The organism is Morganella sp. Je.2.23, from assembly GCF_051129855.1.
Classification (GTDB): domain Bacteria; phylum Pseudomonadota; class Gammaproteobacteria; order Enterobacterales; family Enterobacteriaceae; genus Morganella; species Morganella sibonii.
Genome location: NZ_JBCPSQ010000011.1, coordinates 17,253 through 34,404, shown reverse-complemented (window position 1 = coordinate 34,404; position 17,152 = coordinate 17,253). Strand labels below are relative to the sequence as shown.

Genomic DNA, 17,152 nt, shown 5'->3' with positions numbered 1-17,152 from the left:
AAATGGGTATAAACATGAGTATCAAAAATCGTATTTTATGCTTTATGATACTACGCAGTATCAATATCGATTTATGAGACCAATATGGCATTACTGGGATATGCGAGAGTATCAACCAGCCATCAGAAACTGACGATGCAAATTTCTGAGCTGAAATCTGCCGGGGTCAGGGACGATCGAATTTTTACTGACATGATGTCGGGAGCCACAGACGCACGGGAAGGGTTGCAGCGGCTGCTGGCACGGGCAGAAAAGGATGACGTCATCCTGTGTACCAAAATGGATCGTATGGGCCGTAATACCGCTGATATGATCCACATTGTGGATGCCTGCTATAAAAAGGGGATCGCCATACGTTTTCTGGAAAACGGCCTCAGTACCGAAGGAACTATGGGAAAAATGGTGATACAGATTCTGGCCGCCGTGGCTGAGGCAGAACGGGAACGCATTCTTGAGCGTACCAATGATGGCCGGGTGATAGCTATGGCTGCTGGTGTTAAATTCGGGCGAAAACCCCATAGCAAATCTGTGATTGCCCTGCAATTTATACATCAAAAAATGACGGCTGAAGCCGTGATGAACAAAACGGGGATTTCGCGGGCAACCTATTATCGTTTGAAAAAAGTAGCACTAAATCCTTTTTAAATCGACGCTAAAGAATGAGCAAGTTCACTCATTTCAGGAACAAATTTTCATTCCGGTATCAGGTTGCCAGTTTTTTAAAACTATTCTGATTTCTTAGCTTCCGCTCAGGCCTTTTCGTGATCAACAGGTACAGGACCGCGAAATGCCCGGCGCCATTCGCTTGGGCTGACGCTGAATTTCGCCTTAAAACTCTGGCGGAAAGAGATTGGCGACTGAAACCCGGCCATGTTAGACACGCTTTCAATACTGCTGTCCGTAGTTTCCAGTAACTCCTGGCTTCTCTGAAGACGCTCAGCGTTTAGCCAGTCACCCAGCGTTGTCCCGGTTGCCTTAAAAAAATGACGGGTAAGTGTCCGCCTGCTCATGCTGGCAAACCCCGCCAGCGAGTCGAGGTCGTGCGGCTTGTCCAGATTGCGACGCAGGTAGTCCATCAGCTCGTTCATTTTTCCGTCCCGCGTAGATACAGGGACCGGGCGTTCAATAAACTGTGCCTGACCGCCTTCCCGGTAAGGAGGAACCACCATTCTTCTTGCTACCCGGTTTGCAACCGCTGAACCGTAATGATCCCTGATGATATTAAGACAGCAGTCAATACCGGCGGCGGTGCCGGCAGAGGTAATAAGGCGTTCATCGCTGGTATACAGCGAGTTGCTGTCCAGACGAACGGCGGGAAATCGTTCAACGAAGTCCTGCTCGAACTCCCAGTGTGTTGCAGCCCGGTGCTGATCCAGCAAGCCGGAATACGCGAGCACGTAAGCTCCCAGGCAAAGCCCCACCACTTCTGCGCCGCGCTGCCATGCGTTTATCAGCTTATCAAGTAACGCCTGAGAAGGCCGCTCTTCCGGATGATTCCAGTAAGGCACGATAATAATGTCTGCGACGTCAAGTAACTCAAGGCCATGTTCCACATTGATTGACAGGCCAATATCTGACAGGACGACGCCCGGTTTTTCAGCACAAATTTCCACGCGGAATAAATCCGGCTGCGGCATAGACTGTCCGAAAATAATACAGGGGACTGAAAAGTGAAACGGGCTGAATCCGGCCGTGGCAATCACGGCGACCGTCAATGCAGACATAACGTTAACCTTACCGTAAAGGATAGCCACCGGAACACCGGCGGCAGTATTGCTGATTCCGATTGATCAGAGGATAACAGGTGACCTGTCGGAATACATTCTTCCCCTGAATCAATCTTATTGGCTTATCAGAAAGCCATTGTTTCACCGTCTGCAGGAATAAGAATCTTATCTTCAATACCGTGTTCAAGTGAGAACTCGCGTAATTCTGCGCGGGTAAGGAGGCAATGATTGATTGATTCCATGTGAGACGCCACGATGGTCGCAGTTGGCAACATCTTAAGCGTGCGCAAGGTATCTTCTTTGCCCATGATGATCGGACCGTACAGGTCGTTGACCGCATAGCCGGTATTGAGTACCACAATCTCTGGCTTGAAGCGCTGAAGGCTTTTTACATAAGGCTTAACCCAGACGGTGTCACCGGCGATATAAATCGTTTTTTCATCATGATGCATGAATACCAGACCGCATGCGTCACCCAGTAAATCACCCAATTGGGCATCGGCGTACAGTTCGTTACTGCCGTGCTGGCCGTCAGTTTTATAAATCGTCAGTCCGTCAACAAAATGATTTTCATCTTTCAGTACCCGGATGTTAAAAAAGCCCTGAGAACGGATCAGCGCCGCATCTTTTTCATCCTGCGTATAAATAAGCATGTCTTTAGGAACAGCCTGCTGCGCTGCTTCGTCCCAGTGATCGGTATGAGTGTGGGTCAGGATAACGGCATCAACAGCCAGTAAATCTTCTACAGGCACAGGCAAAACAACCATGGGATTACGCAGGTGCGGGCGAGCACTCCCGGCAAAACCATCCCAGGCTTCCTTTTCTGCCAGCATTGGGTCGATAAGGAATTTTTTACCGGCATATTGCAGCACGAGAGTGGCATTGCGGATTTGCGTTAATTTCATTAGTTGCTCCAGGGATTCATCAGATTTTGAGGCTCAGCCACTGCGTTCGGCTGGGTGGCTGCGAGTGGCTTTACTATAAGAGCAGGAAGGGATAGGCCGTGATATGCCCACAGGTCATAAGTCGATGAAATCAGGTCAATCGCAATGGTTAAGTTTTCTTACTGTCCTTTCTCCGCTGCCAAAAGGCCTGTTCAAAGGTAATAGAAAAAAGGGATCAAAAAGGGAACAACCAGCGTCGTGATCCCGCCCATCAGAACAGCAAAAGGGACATAATCCGCGCCGCAGTACTTCTCAATAACTGGCAGCGTCACATCAAGAGCAGTTGAACCGGATATAGCGATGGTGGCGTTGCTGTAACCGAACCGCGAAATCAGCGGAATGAGCATCAGCGCAGATATCCCGCGAAACAGGTCGCTTAAGAAAGCCACGGTTCCTAACAGAGGATTGCCCATTTTGGTGAATAGCGTTCCAGAAAGGGTATACCAGCCAAACCCGGATCCGATCGCAAGAACCTCATGGAGCGGCACGTTGATAAACAATGATGCCAGGGCGGCCCCCATAAATGATGATAATATCGTGACCAACGTCAGCCTCAGGTTAGCTTTGTTTAACAGCACGCGTTTAATACTGATATTCGAATACGATAATTTTACCGCGACGGAAAATATCAACAGATACAGAAGCAAAGAGATAATGCGGTCTGCGTCCAGGTCGGGCATTAACCCTCTGAACCCCAGTATAAAGCCGGCCGCCGCCGTGATTATCTGAGTAAGTGTGGGAAGAAAAATTGACAGCAGATCTGAATGACTGTTCTGCAGGTGTGAAGCATTACGGAGAAGCCGTTTTTCTCCACTCAGCTTGCCCACAGCGACCAGGGTAATAAAGGTAACCACCGATGTACCTGACGCAATGATCAGAGCATTAAAGCCCGCGACGGAGAGTTGCCCCTTAATATCAGGGATCTCGCCAACCGTGGCCCCCATAAACAACAGAAGCAAATACAGAGACAGCATTGAAATTTTATCAAAGAAGGAAGGGTTACTATTTTTAACGACTTTTTTCAGGTTAAGTCCGCCCGCAAAGGCCAGGAAAATAGGCAGCAGGCTGTATAAGGCGATGAGCATTTTTTCCTTAATAAATTAAGCAGATGTTTATATGAATAAGCGGTCGTACACTGTAAATAGCCACGATGAAGCCGGGAGGGTTATCAAAGAGAGGGCTGTGTTATCGGGTAACAACACAACCCATATATAGACCTGCGATTTTTACAAACCAGAGAGTTATTTTACGCTGCAGCGCGCACTCAGTCCGAACAGGGCAAGGTCGCTCAGTGCTTTGGTTGGTGCAGCGCACCCTTCAGCAATAATGTGCATATTCATCCCCAGTCCCTGCGGGGAAAGTGCCGTATGCGTGACACAGTGTTGCGTCATCATGCCGGTAAGATAAATATCAGTAATGCCGTTGTCACGCAGCAGCTGCTCAAGACCGGTTTCGAAGAAGCTGTCTGCCTCTTTCTTAATGATAACCGGCGCATCTCCCAGTGCAGCGACAACATCCGGATGAATTTTTGCACCCTCACTGTCAGGCCTGAAGAATGGTGCATCGGCTGTTGCGATATGCTGAATACCGACGATCAACCAGCCTTCCTCACGCGCTTTTTCAATCGCGTTAACTGCACCTTTACAGGCTGTTTCAGGCGCCTCAAGTGGAAAGGAACCACCAGGGAAATAATCATTCTGGATATCGATAACGATCAGTGCATTTTTCATGTTCAGTCCTTGGGATTTATTTGTCGAAAGGGTCACCGAGTGACCTAAAAACTAGCAGCTAAACACTCAATCCCGTGAGGGGGCGTAAAGTCAAATTTCGATGGGATCGGGCCAATAAAAAATTATTTTTTCCTGTGTATTTCTTCATAAGATCAGGTATCCCGCCTTACGGCAACGGCAAAGTGACCTCATCCCCTGTTATAGCGTGACGTTTTTTACACAAAGCCAGCCAAAGCAGCGGTACCGCAAGGCCAAGCACCCAGGGCACCAAAATAAGATGCATGGTTTTCCAACCATAAGCATTGAGCAGTGGGCCAGCTCCCAGAGAACAAAGAAGGCTGAAGATAAAGACGCTCATGTCATTTGCCGCCTGTGCAACCCCCCTTTCTCCCGTGGTGTAAGTTGTTGCCAGCAGGCTGGTTCCGCCGATGTAGAGAAAATTCCACCCTATCCCCATCAGGACTAATGCAATGGCAAATATCCCCCACGTAACGCCCGAAACAGCCAGAGCAATGTAGGCAAGCATGAGAAGAACGCCCGTCAGCTTAATGTTAATGACACCGAACCGGTCGATCAGTTTTCCCGTGAAAAACGACGGTACGAAACGGCCCAGTATGTGGAGTTGGATCACGACGGCGATTTGTGACAAGTCAAAACCGTAATGCTTCATTGCAATGGGCGTTGCCGTCAGGCCCAGAACCATTATTCCAAATCCGGATGCGCCGGAAAAAAGGGCGACAAGATACGCAGGCTGAGAAACTATTTTTTTCCACGGCCTTGCCGGCACTTGCCCGGAAGGTTCACCAGGCTGGACCGGTATCTGCAAACGTGACAATAACAACAGGCCCAGCGAGGCCAGTATGCCCATAAAGAGGAATGAGCCTACATAGGGCACACTGAACAATACACTGCCGCGACTGGCCAGAAACGGTCCTAACAGGGCTGCCACAACGCCGCCGGCCAGTACCAGCGAAATAGCTTTAGTACGAAATGCCGGGAGTGCCACTTCTCCCGCCGCAAAGCGATAAAACTGCGCAAAAGCCTGAAAGATCCCCAGAAAGAACATCCCGAGACATAGCAGAATGAATGAATGATGGAACATTGCGATCATGGAAATGACTGCCGCAACTATTCCACACAGAGCGCCGGTGATGAAGCCTATTTTTCTACCTGCCCGGCTCATCCATAAAGACGCAGGAAACATGACTAACACCGTTCCGAGACTCGCCATTGAGAGCGGAACAGTGATCAACGAAAGACTGGGCGTTAATAGTGCGCCGGCCAGCCCACCGATGGTCATTATCAGAACCGATATTGACTGAAAAAGGGCCTGAGAACCCGCAAGTATCAGGACTTGCCGATGCATATTTAACATTATTGTGAAGCTCCTGAAGATACTGAAATCAGCTTATAGTGAGTGTCAGACTCTGACTTCCTTACTGTCTGAGAAAGCGTCCTAACGAGCAGATAACAAAGTGAGTAATGAGGCCTGATAGAGTTCAATCGGGTGATTTTATTCATCCAGATGAGCCAGCAACCTGTGACTATGCCAGTATAAGGACACTTTCATGGCAGGGTGAGTAGCCTGCCAGCCAATTACCAATGGAATTGGGTCAATGTGTAATGGGGTTTATAAGAAGTGGGTATATGGGGAAATATCCGCAATCTGAAAGCTCTTAGCGTGGTTTTTTACATCAATGGCCCTCAAACCCCGACTACAACCCGGACAGTGAGGCGCTGTTTGAGGTGATGTGTCCGGTCGAAACCCTGGCCGCGCAGTGCGGTCAGCTGCATCAGTATGAGAACGGCCGTAAAAGTTATGACCCGGTGCTGCACGCGCTGCATGACTGGGAGGCGGCGAATCTGATTATTATTCACCGTGACTTTGACCGTGAGGCGAAACAGTACAAGGCGATGCGCATCTGGCTGCGGCCGGAGTTTTTTGCCGGACTGGGGTTTGACCTGGCGGCACTGCGTGACATTGTCACGCGTTTCCGGCGCTGGATGGAGCGCAAAGGACTGCGGGAAGAATACCAGAAACGGTATGCCCGCCATGTGCTGCGCCTGAGCCGTTCTAATGTGGCATCACTGGATAACCGGCACGCACTGAAAAACCTGCTGAAAAAACTGCGCCGTCTGGTGACCGGGGATGATGAGGCGCTGGAGAGTGAAAGGAAACACCTTGAAAAAGCCCTGAAAGAGAAGAAAGTGCAGCTGAAAGCGTCCCGTCCGCAGGAAGAAGCTCCCGGAAACGCCTGGCGGCTGTATGAGCGCTGGAAACAGCTGAATCCGGTGGCGGTGGTGCGTGAGTTTGAGCAGCGGATAAAATCGCAGTTCCCGGCGCTGTACGGTGAGCTGCTGTATCAGTGTTACCTCGATAACCTGCCTGACCATTAATCCCGTCTCTGTGTGAACTGACCGCCTCCCCGGCGGATTTCGTGCCGGCTTTCTGCCGGAAATGCCCTGTTTTTATGTCCCGGAGCGGTACTTTTTTACCGGCGGAGAGAGAGCCGGTGCTATCGCGTCCTCTGATTGTTCATAATACCGTCAGTTAATTTCGTATGGTATGAAAGCACATCAGTTAACTTCGTACAGGCTGGTATGAATCAGGTTAACTTCGTTCTTAGTTTCTGAACTAAACGTCCTTTTTTAATAAAAAGGAGATTGGGGCGCGTTTTTAAAGCGCACCCCATCAGTAAACATCAGATAATGCCTTCGCTCACAGGGAACTGCGTTCCCGCCGCTCAGAGCAGTGAGGTTTCAGATTCCGGTGAATATTCCCCGTAATGCCGCACAAGCGCAGCATAACGCGCAGTACATCCGGGTAAACCCGGCTAACTGCGGCCAAAGGCGGGAATAAGAAATAACAAAGTGGTTTTACAGCCTGATTGTTCAGGCAGGGCGGGGGGGGGTATGCGGACTATAACAGCCTGTAACCGGCGCTGCCGGGCTGCGGCGGCCATTGGCCACTGTGACATTCTCAGTAATTTCTGCCGCCTGACATGCGCTTACGCGCATAAAAACGTAGCATTACAGCCCTTTCACCATCTGTTAATATTTAAGTAAGACCATTTACTTTGCGGATCTGCTGAAAAAACAAGGGTAGGGATTTAAGGGCCAATGGAACGAAAACGTACGTTAAGTAAGTAACTATATGATCTTAATCATATAAAGCTGTTATGTTGTCGAATAGACTTACTTTGATTTGATTTGATTTGATTTGATTTGATTTGATTTGATTACCTAGTTTATTAACGTCGGAAGTGCCTGAAATTGCATGGATACTGGCATCAATGAAAAGAGTAAATAAAACACTCATTTTCTTTACTCGCCCTGACTGCTCAAAAAATTCACTTGGTGTACAGTTTCGTACGCTTGGGCTTCAGACCCTGCATACTGAATTGCTGCCTCCTTATCGAAAATACTCTTTATGTCTTTGTTATAATAATTTAATTATAGAAAATAAACTGAGGTTGTATCGAATAAACAAGCAACTAATAAAAGGTGGCCGTTATGACCACCCAGCTTACGTAAAAACTGATTACCCTCTATCAACAATATGGATAAAATGAATATGTTTCTCATACTGATCCAGGATATCGTGAATAATCTGAGCTTCACTCCATCCCATAATATCGTAATCCTGACCGCCTTCTTTTAAATAAACTTCAGCACGATAATATTTTTGAGACTCATTATTTTCGTCATCATCAATCCCTGTCAGTGCAAAAGATGGGGTAAAGTATCCCCGTAATCTGACTTCATAAATAAAGTGAAGATTATCTGCGAAGTCAACATCTAATATAATACGGTCTTCTTTATCGGTATCAATGTGGGCAGCTATACCTTGTTTTTCAAGTTCAGCAATCACTGACTGCATACCCGGCTCGATGACCTCACTCATAAAGCGTTTTACCTGATTACGTTTAGGAAAGTATGCAATTTTACGTAGTCGTCTTTGCCATGATATTCCTCCACGTCCTGCATTGGGCGCCAGTGTCGCCAACTGCTGACTGTCTTTTTTGTACACATCAATCCGTAAAGCTTTCAGTAATCCGACAATAGCCACAAGTAAAACGACCGCAAATGGTAATGCTGTCGCAATAGTCATGGTCTGAAGTGCTGTTAAACCACCTGCCAGTAATAAGGTAATCGCAACAGCTCCCATCAGAAAGGCCCAAAAAATACGCTGCCAAACTGGTGTGTGAGTTTGTCCTCCGGATGCTAAAATATCGACTACCATGGCTCCGGAATCTGCTGATGTCACAAAAAATACAATCACCATCAGCATGGCAATAAATGAGAGTACTGATGAAAAAGGAAAGTAATTTAAAAATTCGAAAAGTGCTAATGCGACATCTTGCTGCACAACCTGAGCCAGTAATTCAGCGCCTTTATCACGTATAAAAAATATCGCGCTGTTACCAAAAAATGTCATCCAGAGCAGAGTAAATCCTGCCGGGACAAACAATACACCAGTGACAAATTCGCGGATTGTACGTCCGCGGGAGATACGGGCGATAAACATACCGACAAACGGAGACCAGGACAACCACCATCCCCAGTACAGTAATGTCCAGCCTCCTAACCATTCGGATGATTGTGGTTCATACGCATAAAGATTAAAGGTTTTATTGACGATATCCGAAAGGTAGGCACCGGTATTTTGCACAAAAGATTTCAGTAATAAAACCGTAGGGCCTAAGATCCCGACCAGTAAAAGTAATACTCCGGCCAGACCCAGATTTAACTCGGACAATAAACGAATACCTTTATCCAGACCGCTGACTACCGATAATGTTGCCAGTCCGGTAATTACAATAATCAGCGTTACCTGCATGGCAGGACTGACTGGTAAACCAAAAAGATGGGATAAACCGGCATTAACCTGTAAAACACCGAAGCCTAATGAGGTCGCGACACCGAAAACCGTACCGACGACAGCAAAAATATCAACCGCATGACCTATCGGTCCGTAAATACGCTCACCAATGATGGGATAAAGAGCTGAACGCAGCGTCAGGGGTAACCCGTGACGATAACTGAAAAAAGCAAGGATTAGTGCCACAATGGCATAAATAGCCCAGGCATGTAATCCCCAGTGAAAAAAGGTAATTCCCATCGCTTCTCTGGCAGCCTGAACCGTCTGCGGATCACCTGCTGGGGGGTTAAGATAGTGCATTACGGGCTCGGCAACCCCAAAAAACATCAGGCCGATCCCCATTCCCGCTGAAAACAGCATGGCAAACCAGGAAATATAGCTGAACTGAGGCTGAGAGTGATCTGGTCCGAGTTTAATCTGCCCGAATCTGGATAAGCCCAGATAGGCAACAGTCAGTAAAATTAATGCTACCGCAAGAATATAAAACCAGCTGGCATTTTCAAACAACTCAGACTGCAGAGCTTTCAGCATTATTTCTGAATGGTCTGGAAAAATCGCTGCAACAGCTACAACAGATAAAATAATCACTGCGGATATAAAAAAAACCGGAGGGTTTAAAGTCTTCCTGTCAGACTTATTGGCAGATAATGATGACATACAATAGCCCTGTTTGAAATTTAAGGATATTAAAAGTGGTGATATTCAGATAATAACAGGACACGATAAATTTTCACAACCACTAAGCAAAATAATAAAGATATATCTGAAATAAATAAGGATGTCGGTGATATATGCAAGGTACTCTCTCCGGTGAATAATGAAATGATCGCAACACTGAAAAATTCAGCTGATGCCCGGTTTTTTCTGCCGGTACAGTCATTGTTACCACGATTTTGAACGGTGGCAGTCTCTGCCCTGTCAAAAGATAAGCATGTAGCAGATACCGGTGATAATTTACCAGATTTATTTCGGCATTGTTGGCATATAATATATTATGAATGTATATCTAAGATATGGCGTCGCATACGTTTTGTTTTCAGTATACAACTAATCCTGATGTAATGTTATAGTCCGCATGGTGTATTAACTTCGATTTTTAGTCAGGAAATGTATCTGTTTGTGAACAGATACATTCTTTGCTGAGAGATTCATGTGACTGGATTGGACACAGCCAGCAATATTCGTTTGCACTATTGTTTCATTCAGACGTTGACATTGATCCTGCTGTATTTTCGTTTATAGTAATGCACGTTCTGTATGTATCATGCACAGAGCAAGTGGTCAGAATTAAGCTGGCTTATCCTGCTCATTAAGAGTTGAGTACCTTTTTCGAGGATTGACCTGACAATCATGCGTATTACGCCACCCTGAGTTTTTCCATCTCTCACCGTACTGAAAAAGTTTCAGTATCTACTCAATGACATCCCGTCTGTGGATGTGTTTTCTGTACATAAAAATGTTGCCCTCAGGGGCTGACTATATCTAAAAACTGAGAAATTATTATGTTGCTGTCCTCGACGCGTAAGGACTGGCTGGGTAATGTCCGTGGTGACGTTCTGGCCGGTATTGTCGTTGCGCTCGCACTCATTCCAGAAGCGATCGCTTTTTCCATTATCGCAGGTGTCGATCCCCAGGTGGGACTCTACTCGGCGTTCTGTATCCCTCTCGTTATGGCCTTCTTTGGCGGACGTCCGGCGATGATTTCGTCATCCACCGGGGCAATGGCGCTGCTGATGGTGATGCTGGTCAAAGATCATGGTCTGGAGTATTTACTGGCCGCTTCCATACTTACCGGGGTATTCCAGTTGATAGCCGGATATCTGAAGCTTGGAGGGCTGATGCGTTTTGTTTCACGCTGTGTGGTCACAGGATTCGTTAATGCGCTGGCAATACTGATTTTTATGGCCCAGTTACCTGAGTTGACCAACGTGACCTGGCATGTATATGCCATGACTGCAGCAGGGCTTGGGATCATCTATCTTTTCCCGTATATTAACAAAACCATTCCTTCACCGCTTGTGTGCATCGTGGTGCTGACCGGCATTGCCATGTGGCTGCATCTGGATGTGCGAACAGTCGGCGATATGGGGAAACTTCCCGACAGTCTGCCGGTCTTCCTGCTCCCTGACGTGCCTTTAAATCTCCAGACACTGCTCATTATTCTGCCATATTCTGCGGGACTTGCCGTTGTTGGCCTGCTTGAGTCGATGATGACCGCCACTATCGTGGATGACATGACCAATACACCAAGCGACAAAAACCGGGAGTGCAAAGCTCAGGGGATTGCGAATATCTGCACATCCTTTATCGGAGGAATGGCAGGTTGCGCGATGATTGGACAATCTGTTATCAATGTAAAATCCGGCGGTCGCGGACGACTTTCAACCCTCACGGCGGGCGTGGTACTGCTTTGCATGATTATGTTTCTGCGCGACTGGGTATCCCAAATCCCGATGGCAGCGCTGGTCGCGGTGATGATTATGGTTTCCGTCGGGACATTCTCCTGGCGCTCCGTTATCAACCTGCGTACACACCCCCTTTCAACCAGCGTGGTCATGCTTGCCACCGTCGCTGTTGTGGTGGCAACACATAATCTGGCTTTCGGTGTACTGATCGGTGTATTGATAGCCTCGCTCAACTTTGCCGCTAAAGTATCCCGGTTTATGCGTATAACCTCAGTTCTCGGGGGGGGGCGGCCGGACGTATACCGTTACCGGGCAGATATTTTTTGCATCAGCAGACCGTTTTATCAGCCACTTTGATTTCCGTGAAGCGACGGAGAGCGTCGTGATTGACGTTTCACATGCTAATTTCTGGGATATCACGTCCGTCAGCGCCCTGGATAAAGTGGTCATTAAGTTCCGCAGAGAGGGCACCGGGGTTGAGATCCGTGGGATGAATGAAGCCACTCGCACGATCGTTGACCGGTTTGGTGTTCACGATAAACCTGAAGAAGTCGAAAAACTGATGGTTGGTCATTAACAGGCCGGAGGGAAAACTATGAATAATACTGTTACAGGCTGTGTGGACGGTTCGGTTTCAACACGAGCCGTGTGTGAATATGCTGCGTGGGCAGCCCGTACTTTACACTCACAGCTCGCGCTGTTGCATGTTATCGAAAAAGACAGCATTCCGGTGGTGTCAGACCTGACCGGCATCCTCGGCATAGACAGTCAGCAATTGCTGACTGATGAATTGGTAGAGCTCGAAGGCCAACGTAATCGCCTGCTGATGGCTCAGGGGAAAGCAATACTGGAAAGTTGTGCACAGCTGCTTCAAAAACAGGGAATCCCGGATGTGGTGTTGCTGCAAAAACACGGTACACCGGATGAAACTCTGGCAGAACTGAACGACATTCGTCTTATGGTGCTGGGGCGTCGGGGCAGTCAACACCAGGTAGGCTCTCATCTGGAAAGCGTCATTCGTCTGCAAAAGAAACCCCTGCTGGTTGTTCCGGAGAACTACTCAGTGCCTTCCAGAGTCATGTTTACTTATGATGGTAGTGAAGAGAGCCGAATAAACCTGGAGCGTATGACGATGAGCCCCTTACTCTGGGGGCTGGAGTGCCGCCTTGTCATGGTAAACGGTAAGAAAGAAGAGCTGCTGACCGCACAAAAAATTTTATGTGACGCCGGTATAGAAAACAGCACAACACATCTCACCGGACAATCAGTCGGGGGGGAACTTATTCGTTACGCAGAGGAAAATACTGTCGACCTGATAGTGATGGGGGCCTATGGTCATTCCAGATTGCGGCAGTTCTTTATCGGTAGTCATACCTCTGAAATGTTACAAAAGGCGCAACAACCACTTCTGATCCTCCGTTAGTACTAAAAAGGGGCGAGTACGCTCGCCTTTCTTCAGGAGGTGCGTTAGCCGTTTTTAGTTGGCCCCTACAAACAATATTTTTTCTTTTATCAAAGGATATACCAATTTTATCTGTTTACGGATGACTAATACATGTGATTTGACGAATATGATAGTGTGGTGTAGTTTACAAACAATACAGGAAAACCTATGGAACCTTTACAACTATTCAAAATGTTAGGCGACCAGACGAGACTGGATATTGTATTGCTTCTTAAAGCATCCGGCGAGCTGTGTGTCTGTGATATCTATACTGCGTTAAATCTGTCCCAGCCAAAGACATCCCGGCACCTTGCAATGCTAAGAGAAGCCGGATTATTGCTCGATTCAAAGCACGGTAAATGGGTTCATTACAGGCTGTCACCCGCTTTGTTACCCTGGACAAAAAATATCATTGATGCTGTTTACGTTACAGAGAAAAACAGAGTGTCACAACTTCTGACATCAATAACAGATAAAACCCTGTCAGAGTTGAGTTCCGTATAATTATTTTAACTAAATATATGCGATTAAACATATATAAGGTGTATTTATGAAAAAACTGGAAGTGTTTGACCCTGCATTATGTTGCAGCACCGGTGTCTGTGGCACAGATGTCGACCAGGCGTTAGTGGACTTTGCCACCGATGCTGATTGGCTGAAAAAACAGGGTGCTAATGTCCGTCGCTTTAATCTCGGGCAAGAACCGATGGAATTTGTCAATAACGCAAAGGCTAAGGTCTTTCTCGAAACTGCCGGCGCAGATGCACTGCCATTACTGCTTCTTGATGGCGAGGTTGTTCTGACAGGACGTTACCCGAAACGGCATGAGTTAGCCCGCTGGTTTGGTATTCGCATTTCTGATGAAAAATCAGTTCCGTCAGCCGGTTGCTGCGGAAACAATAAGACATGCTGTTGAGGAGACAAAAATGAAATTTCTGGATAACGCGCCCGGTTACTTATTTTTTACCGGTAAAGGTGGTGTGGGCAAAACATCAATTTCATGCGCAACTGCGATTAAGCTGGCAGAGAGCGGAAAAAAAGTTCTGTTGGTCAGTACCGATCCGGCGTCCAATGTCGGACAGGTATTTTCACAAACTATTGGTAATACGATTACACCGATTTCCGCCGTACCTAATCTGTCCGCTATCGAGATAGACCCGCAGGCCGCTGCGGAAGAATACCGGAAAAAAATCATAGACCCGATAAAAGACAGTTTACCGGCAGCCGTAATTCAGAGTATCACCGAGCAACTATCCGGTGCCTGTACAACCGAAATTGCTGCATTTGATGAATTTACCGGCTTACTGACAGATGCAAAAATCACAAATCAGTTTGACCACATTATTTTTGATACAGCACCGACCGGCCATACTATCCGGTTGTTACAGTTACCGGGTGCCTGGAGTGATTTCATCAGTGATAATCCGGATGGTGCTTCCTGTCTCGGCCCGATCTCCGGACTTGAAAAGCAACGTGAACAATACAGCATGGCAGTTGACGCACTGAGCAATAAACAATTAACCCGCGTAATGCTGGTTGCCCGCCCTCAGTCAGCCGCATTGCGTGAAGTTGCCCGTACTTATGATGAGCTTTCAGCATTAGGTGTAAAAAATCAGCAGCTGATAATTAATGGTGTATTCCCTGAGTCTGCGGTTACTGCCGGAGATTCATTATCTCAGGCAATTTGCAGTCGTGAACGGGCTGCAATACAGAATATGCCGGATATACTCCGCAACCTGCCGACAGACACGCTGATGCTACGTGTCCGTAATATGGTCGGGATCGAGGCACTAAAAGAATTATTATCTGACAAAGAACAAACATTGCCGGCTATTCACAATACTAAGCCTGACCTGTCATTGCAGCCACTATCGTCTCTTGTTGACGAGATTGCAGTGCATAAGCACGGACTGGTGATGCTGATGGGTAAAGGCGGTGTCGGTAAAACCACGATTGCCGCGTCAATTGCAGTAAAACTCGCAGAACAGGGTGCTGATGTTCATCTGACTACCTCAGACCCGGCTGCACACCTGGAAAATACATTAAACGGGAGCCTGCCTAATCTGCAGGTCAGCAGGATTGACCCTGTTGCAGAAACCGAACGCTACCGCAACTATGTACTGGAGACAAAAGGAAAATCTCTGGATACGGAAGGCCGGGCATTGCTTGAGGAAGATTTGCGTTCTCCGTGTACAGAGGAAATTGCTGTATTCCAGGCATTCTCACGCATCATCCGTGAAGCCGGGAATCGTTTTGTTATTATGGATACAGCACCAACCGGGCATACTCTGCTTCTGCTCGATGCTACCGGTGCCTATCACAAAGAAATCGCAAAAAAAATGGGCGAAAAAGGCCATTTCCTGACACCTATGATGCAACTGCAGGATCCGGAAAGAACCAAGGTCATCATTACGACCCTGGCAGAAACAACTCCGGTACTTGAAGCCGAAAACTTACAGAATGATCTTATGAGAGCTGGTATTCATCCGTGGGCCTGGGTCATCAATAACAGCCTTTCTGTCACTGAAACAACATCTCCGTTATTACTTTCCAGAGCAGAGCATGAAATTCCGCAGATCGAAAAAGTGACATCATCACTGGCAAAACGAGCAGCAATCGTACCGCTGCTTGAAAACGAGCCTGTTGGTACCGTGGCACTGAGCCGGTTGGCTGACTGAGTTTTATCATTGACAGAAGGAGCTTCCTGCACCTTCTGAAAGAGGTTGCTATGCTTGTTGCTGCATTAATATTTGTTCTGACCATTACCTTTGTTATCTGGCAGCCCAAAGGGCTGAGTATAGGCTGGAGCGCGGCCCTGGGTGCGTTGGCTGCATTATTAACCGGCATTATTACTGTTCAGGATATCCCTGTTGTCTGGGATATCGTCTGGAATGCAACGGGTACTTTTGTTGCTGTTATTATCATCAGTCTCATTCTGGATGAGAGTGGTTTTTTTGAATGGGCTGCACTCCACGTAGCAAAATGGGGGGGCGGAAAAGGGAAACTATTATTCAGTTATATTATCCTGCTCGGTGCAAGTGTTGCGGCCTTATTCGCCAATGACGGGGCGGCATTAATATTAACACCCATCGTTATTGCTATGTTACTGGCGCTGGGATTCAGTAAAGGGACTACACTGGCTTTTGTTATGGCAGCCGGATTTATTGCCGATACGGCCAGTTTACCGCTGATAGTCTCAAACCTGGTGAATATTGTTTCTGCTGACTTCTTTAAGATCGGGTTTACAGAATATGCTTCTGTCATGGTGCCGGTAGATATTGCAGCTATTATTGCAACGCTTGCTATGCTGCACTGGTTTTTCCGGCGGGATATTCCAAAGTACTACGATACGTCAAAACTGGTTATTCCGGCATCGGCTATCAAAGATCTGAAAACATTTAAGGCGGGATGGTTTGTCCTGATTTTACTGCTCATTGGTTTCTTTGTTCTCGAACCGCTGGGTATTCCGGTCAGTGCTATTGCGGCAGTGGGTGCATCTGTTTTATGGCTTGTTGCGTCACATGGCAAAATAATTAATACACGGAAAGTGTTACGTGGTGCTCCGTGGCAGATTGTTATTTTTTCGCTGGGTATGTATCTTGTCGTCTATGGTCTGAGAAATGCCGGACTCACAAATTACCTGTCAGAAATACTTAATTACCTCGCTGATAAGGGAATATGGGCAGCAACACTGGGAACAGGCTATATCATTGCTTTTTTATCTTCTGTTATGAATAACATGCCGACCGTCCTTGTCGGGGCATTATCGATTGATGGTAGCAGTGCAACCGGTCTTATTCAGGAAACCATGGTCTATGCCAATGTTATCGGTGCAGATTTAGGTCCGAAAATTACGCCTATCGGAAGCCTTGCAACATTATTATGGCTTCATGTCTTATCTCAGAAAAATATGACTGTCACATGGGGGTATTACTTTAAAACAGGCATTATTATGACTGTTCCGGTCTTAACCATTACTCTAATCACTTTAGTCATAAGGCTTTCGTATCTCAATTAATG

The 17,152-nt window shown here is 47.1% G+C and carries 13 protein-coding genes and 1 pseudogene; 8 read left to right on the top strand and 6 right to left on the bottom strand.

The window, feature by feature from the left end:
- Window positions 1-84: 84 nt before the first annotated feature.
- Window positions 85-645, top strand: coding sequence for a recombinase family protein (locus AAZR23_RS20165; RefSeq protein ID WP_119675322.1), 561 nt, complete (start codon window positions 85-87; stop codon window positions 643-645).
- Window positions 646-749: 104 nt separating this feature from the next.
- On the opposite strand, the gene AAZR23_RS20160 is transcribed toward AAZR23_RS20165, so the two are convergent.
- The 5 genes from AAZR23_RS20160 to AAZR23_RS20140 all read right to left on the bottom strand — a co-directional run bounded on the left by AAZR23_RS20160 (window position 750) and on the right by AAZR23_RS20140 (window position 5,776).
- Window positions 750-1,724, bottom strand: coding sequence for a GlxA family transcriptional regulator (locus tag AAZR23_RS20160; protein WP_434694474.1), 975 nt, complete (start codon window positions 1,722-1,724; stop codon window positions 750-752).
- A 128-nt stretch (window positions 1,725-1,852) separates the two neighbouring features.
- Complete coding sequence (locus tag AAZR23_RS20155) at window positions 1,853-2,632, bottom strand: MBL fold metallo-hydrolase (RefSeq protein WP_434694473.1); 780 nt, start codon at window positions 2,630-2,632, stop codon at window positions 1,853-1,855.
- Between the two features lie 191 nt (window positions 2,633-2,823).
- Window positions 2,824-3,756 carry a lysine exporter LysO family protein gene (locus AAZR23_RS20150; protein ID WP_112290172.1) on the bottom strand — a complete coding sequence of 311 codons (933 nt, stop codon included), beginning with the start codon at window positions 3,754-3,756 and terminating at the stop codon, window positions 2,824-2,826.
- Between the two features lie 156 nt (window positions 3,757-3,912).
- Window positions 3,913-4,401 (bottom strand): isochorismatase family protein, encoded by a 489-nt coding sequence (locus AAZR23_RS20145; RefSeq protein ID WP_094484735.1) that lies wholly within the window; start codon window positions 4,399-4,401, stop codon window positions 3,913-3,915.
- Between the two features lie 166 nt (window positions 4,402-4,567).
- Window positions 4,568-5,776 carry an MFS transporter gene (locus AAZR23_RS20140; RefSeq protein WP_094484736.1) on the bottom strand — a complete coding sequence of 403 codons (1,209 nt, stop codon included), beginning with the start codon at window positions 5,774-5,776 and terminating at the stop codon, window positions 4,568-4,570.
- A 374-nt stretch (window positions 5,777-6,150) separates the two neighbouring features.
- Here AAZR23_RS20140 and AAZR23_RS20135 point away from each other — a divergent pair, with 374 nt between their 5' ends.
- Entirely contained in the window at window positions 6,151-6,798 is a 648-nt protein-coding gene (locus AAZR23_RS20135) for a hypothetical protein (RefSeq protein WP_434694472.1), read from the top strand.
- A 1,144-nt stretch (window positions 6,799-7,942) separates the two neighbouring features.
- Here AAZR23_RS20135 and AAZR23_RS20130 read toward each other — a convergent pair.
- The gene (locus AAZR23_RS20130; protein WP_434694471.1) at window positions 7,943-9,940 is read right to left on the bottom strand and encodes a BCCT family transporter; all 1,998 of its coding nucleotides are present in this window, start codon (window positions 9,938-9,940) and stop codon (window positions 7,943-7,945) included.
- 845 nt (window positions 9,941-10,785) lie between these two features.
- Between AAZR23_RS20130 and AAZR23_RS20125 the strand changes: the two are divergent.
- The 6 genes and pseudogenes from AAZR23_RS20125 to AAZR23_RS20100 all read left to right on the top strand — a co-directional run bounded on the left by AAZR23_RS20125 (window position 10,786) and on the right by AAZR23_RS20100 (window position 17,150).
- Window positions 10,786-12,265: pseudogene (locus AAZR23_RS20125) on the top strand (SulP family inorganic anion transporter).
- 18 nt (window positions 12,266-12,283) lie between these two features.
- The gene (locus AAZR23_RS20120) at window positions 12,284-13,111 is read left to right on the top strand and encodes a universal stress protein (RefSeq protein ID WP_434694470.1); all 828 of its coding nucleotides are present in this window, start codon (window positions 12,284-12,286) and stop codon (window positions 13,109-13,111) included.
- Window positions 13,112-13,300: 189 nt separating this feature from the next.
- Window positions 13,301-13,636 (top strand): metalloregulator ArsR/SmtB family transcription factor, encoded by a 336-nt coding sequence (locus tag AAZR23_RS20115; protein WP_434694469.1) that lies wholly within the window; start codon window positions 13,301-13,303, stop codon window positions 13,634-13,636.
- A gap of 46 nt (window positions 13,637-13,682) precedes the next feature.
- Complete coding sequence (gene arsD, locus AAZR23_RS20110; RefSeq protein WP_434694468.1) at window positions 13,683-14,048, top strand: arsenite efflux transporter metallochaperone ArsD; 366 nt, start codon at window positions 13,683-13,685, stop codon at window positions 14,046-14,048.
- 10 nt (window positions 14,049-14,058) lie between these two features.
- Entirely contained in the window at window positions 14,059-15,810 is a 1,752-nt protein-coding gene (arsA, locus tag AAZR23_RS20105; protein WP_434694467.1) for an arsenical pump-driving ATPase, read from the top strand.
- Window positions 15,811-15,860: 50 nt separating this feature from the next.
- On the top strand, window positions 15,861-17,150 hold the full coding sequence (locus tag AAZR23_RS20100) for an arsenic transporter (RefSeq protein WP_434694466.1): 1,290 nt from the start codon (window positions 15,861-15,863) through the stop codon (window positions 17,148-17,150).
- The last annotated feature ends 2 nt before the right edge of the window (window positions 17,151-17,152 follow it).

What these genes read in the sequence shown, in the direction of transcription:
- arsA (WP_434694467.1), top strand. Translation starts at nt 14,059, where the DNA reads ATGAAATTTCTGGATAACGCGCCCGGTTACTTATTTTTTACCGGTAAA.
- AAZR23_RS20115 (WP_434694469.1), top strand. Translation starts at nt 13,301, where the DNA reads ATGGAACCTTTACAACTATTCAAAATGTTAGGCGACCAGACGAGACTG.
- AAZR23_RS20155 (WP_434694473.1), bottom strand. Translation starts at nt 2,632, where the DNA reads ATGAAATTAACGCAAATCCGCAATGCCACTCTCGTGCTGCAATATGCC.
- AAZR23_RS20135 (WP_434694472.1), top strand. Translation starts at nt 6,151, where the DNA reads ATGTGTCCGGTCGAAACCCTGGCCGCGCAGTGCGGTCAGCTGCATCAG.
- AAZR23_RS20130 (WP_434694471.1), bottom strand. Translation starts at nt 9,940, where the DNA reads ATGTCATCATTATCTGCCAATAAGTCTGACAGGAAGACTTTAAACCCT.
- AAZR23_RS20100 (WP_434694466.1), top strand. Translation starts at nt 15,861, where the DNA reads ATGCTTGTTGCTGCATTAATATTTGTTCTGACCATTACCTTTGTTATC.
- AAZR23_RS20145 (WP_094484735.1), bottom strand. Translation starts at nt 4,401, where the DNA reads ATGAAAAATGCACTGATCGTTATCGATATCCAGAATGATTATTTCCCT.
- AAZR23_RS20165 (WP_119675322.1), top strand. Translation starts at nt 85, where the DNA reads ATGGCATTACTGGGATATGCGAGAGTATCAACCAGCCATCAGAAACTG.
- arsD (WP_434694468.1), top strand. Translation starts at nt 13,683, where the DNA reads ATGAAAAAACTGGAAGTGTTTGACCCTGCATTATGTTGCAGCACCGGT.
- AAZR23_RS20120 (WP_434694470.1), top strand. Translation starts at nt 12,284, where the DNA reads ATGAATAATACTGTTACAGGCTGTGTGGACGGTTCGGTTTCAACACGA.
- AAZR23_RS20150 (WP_112290172.1), bottom strand. Translation starts at nt 3,756, where the DNA reads ATGCTCATCGCCTTATACAGCCTGCTGCCTATTTTCCTGGCCTTTGCG.
- AAZR23_RS20140 (WP_094484736.1), bottom strand. Translation starts at nt 5,776, where the DNA reads ATGTTAAATATGCATCGGCAAGTCCTGATACTTGCGGGTTCTCAGGCC.
- AAZR23_RS20160 (WP_434694474.1), bottom strand. Translation starts at nt 1,724, where the DNA reads ATGTCTGCATTGACGGTCGCCGTGATTGCCACGGCCGGATTCAGCCCG.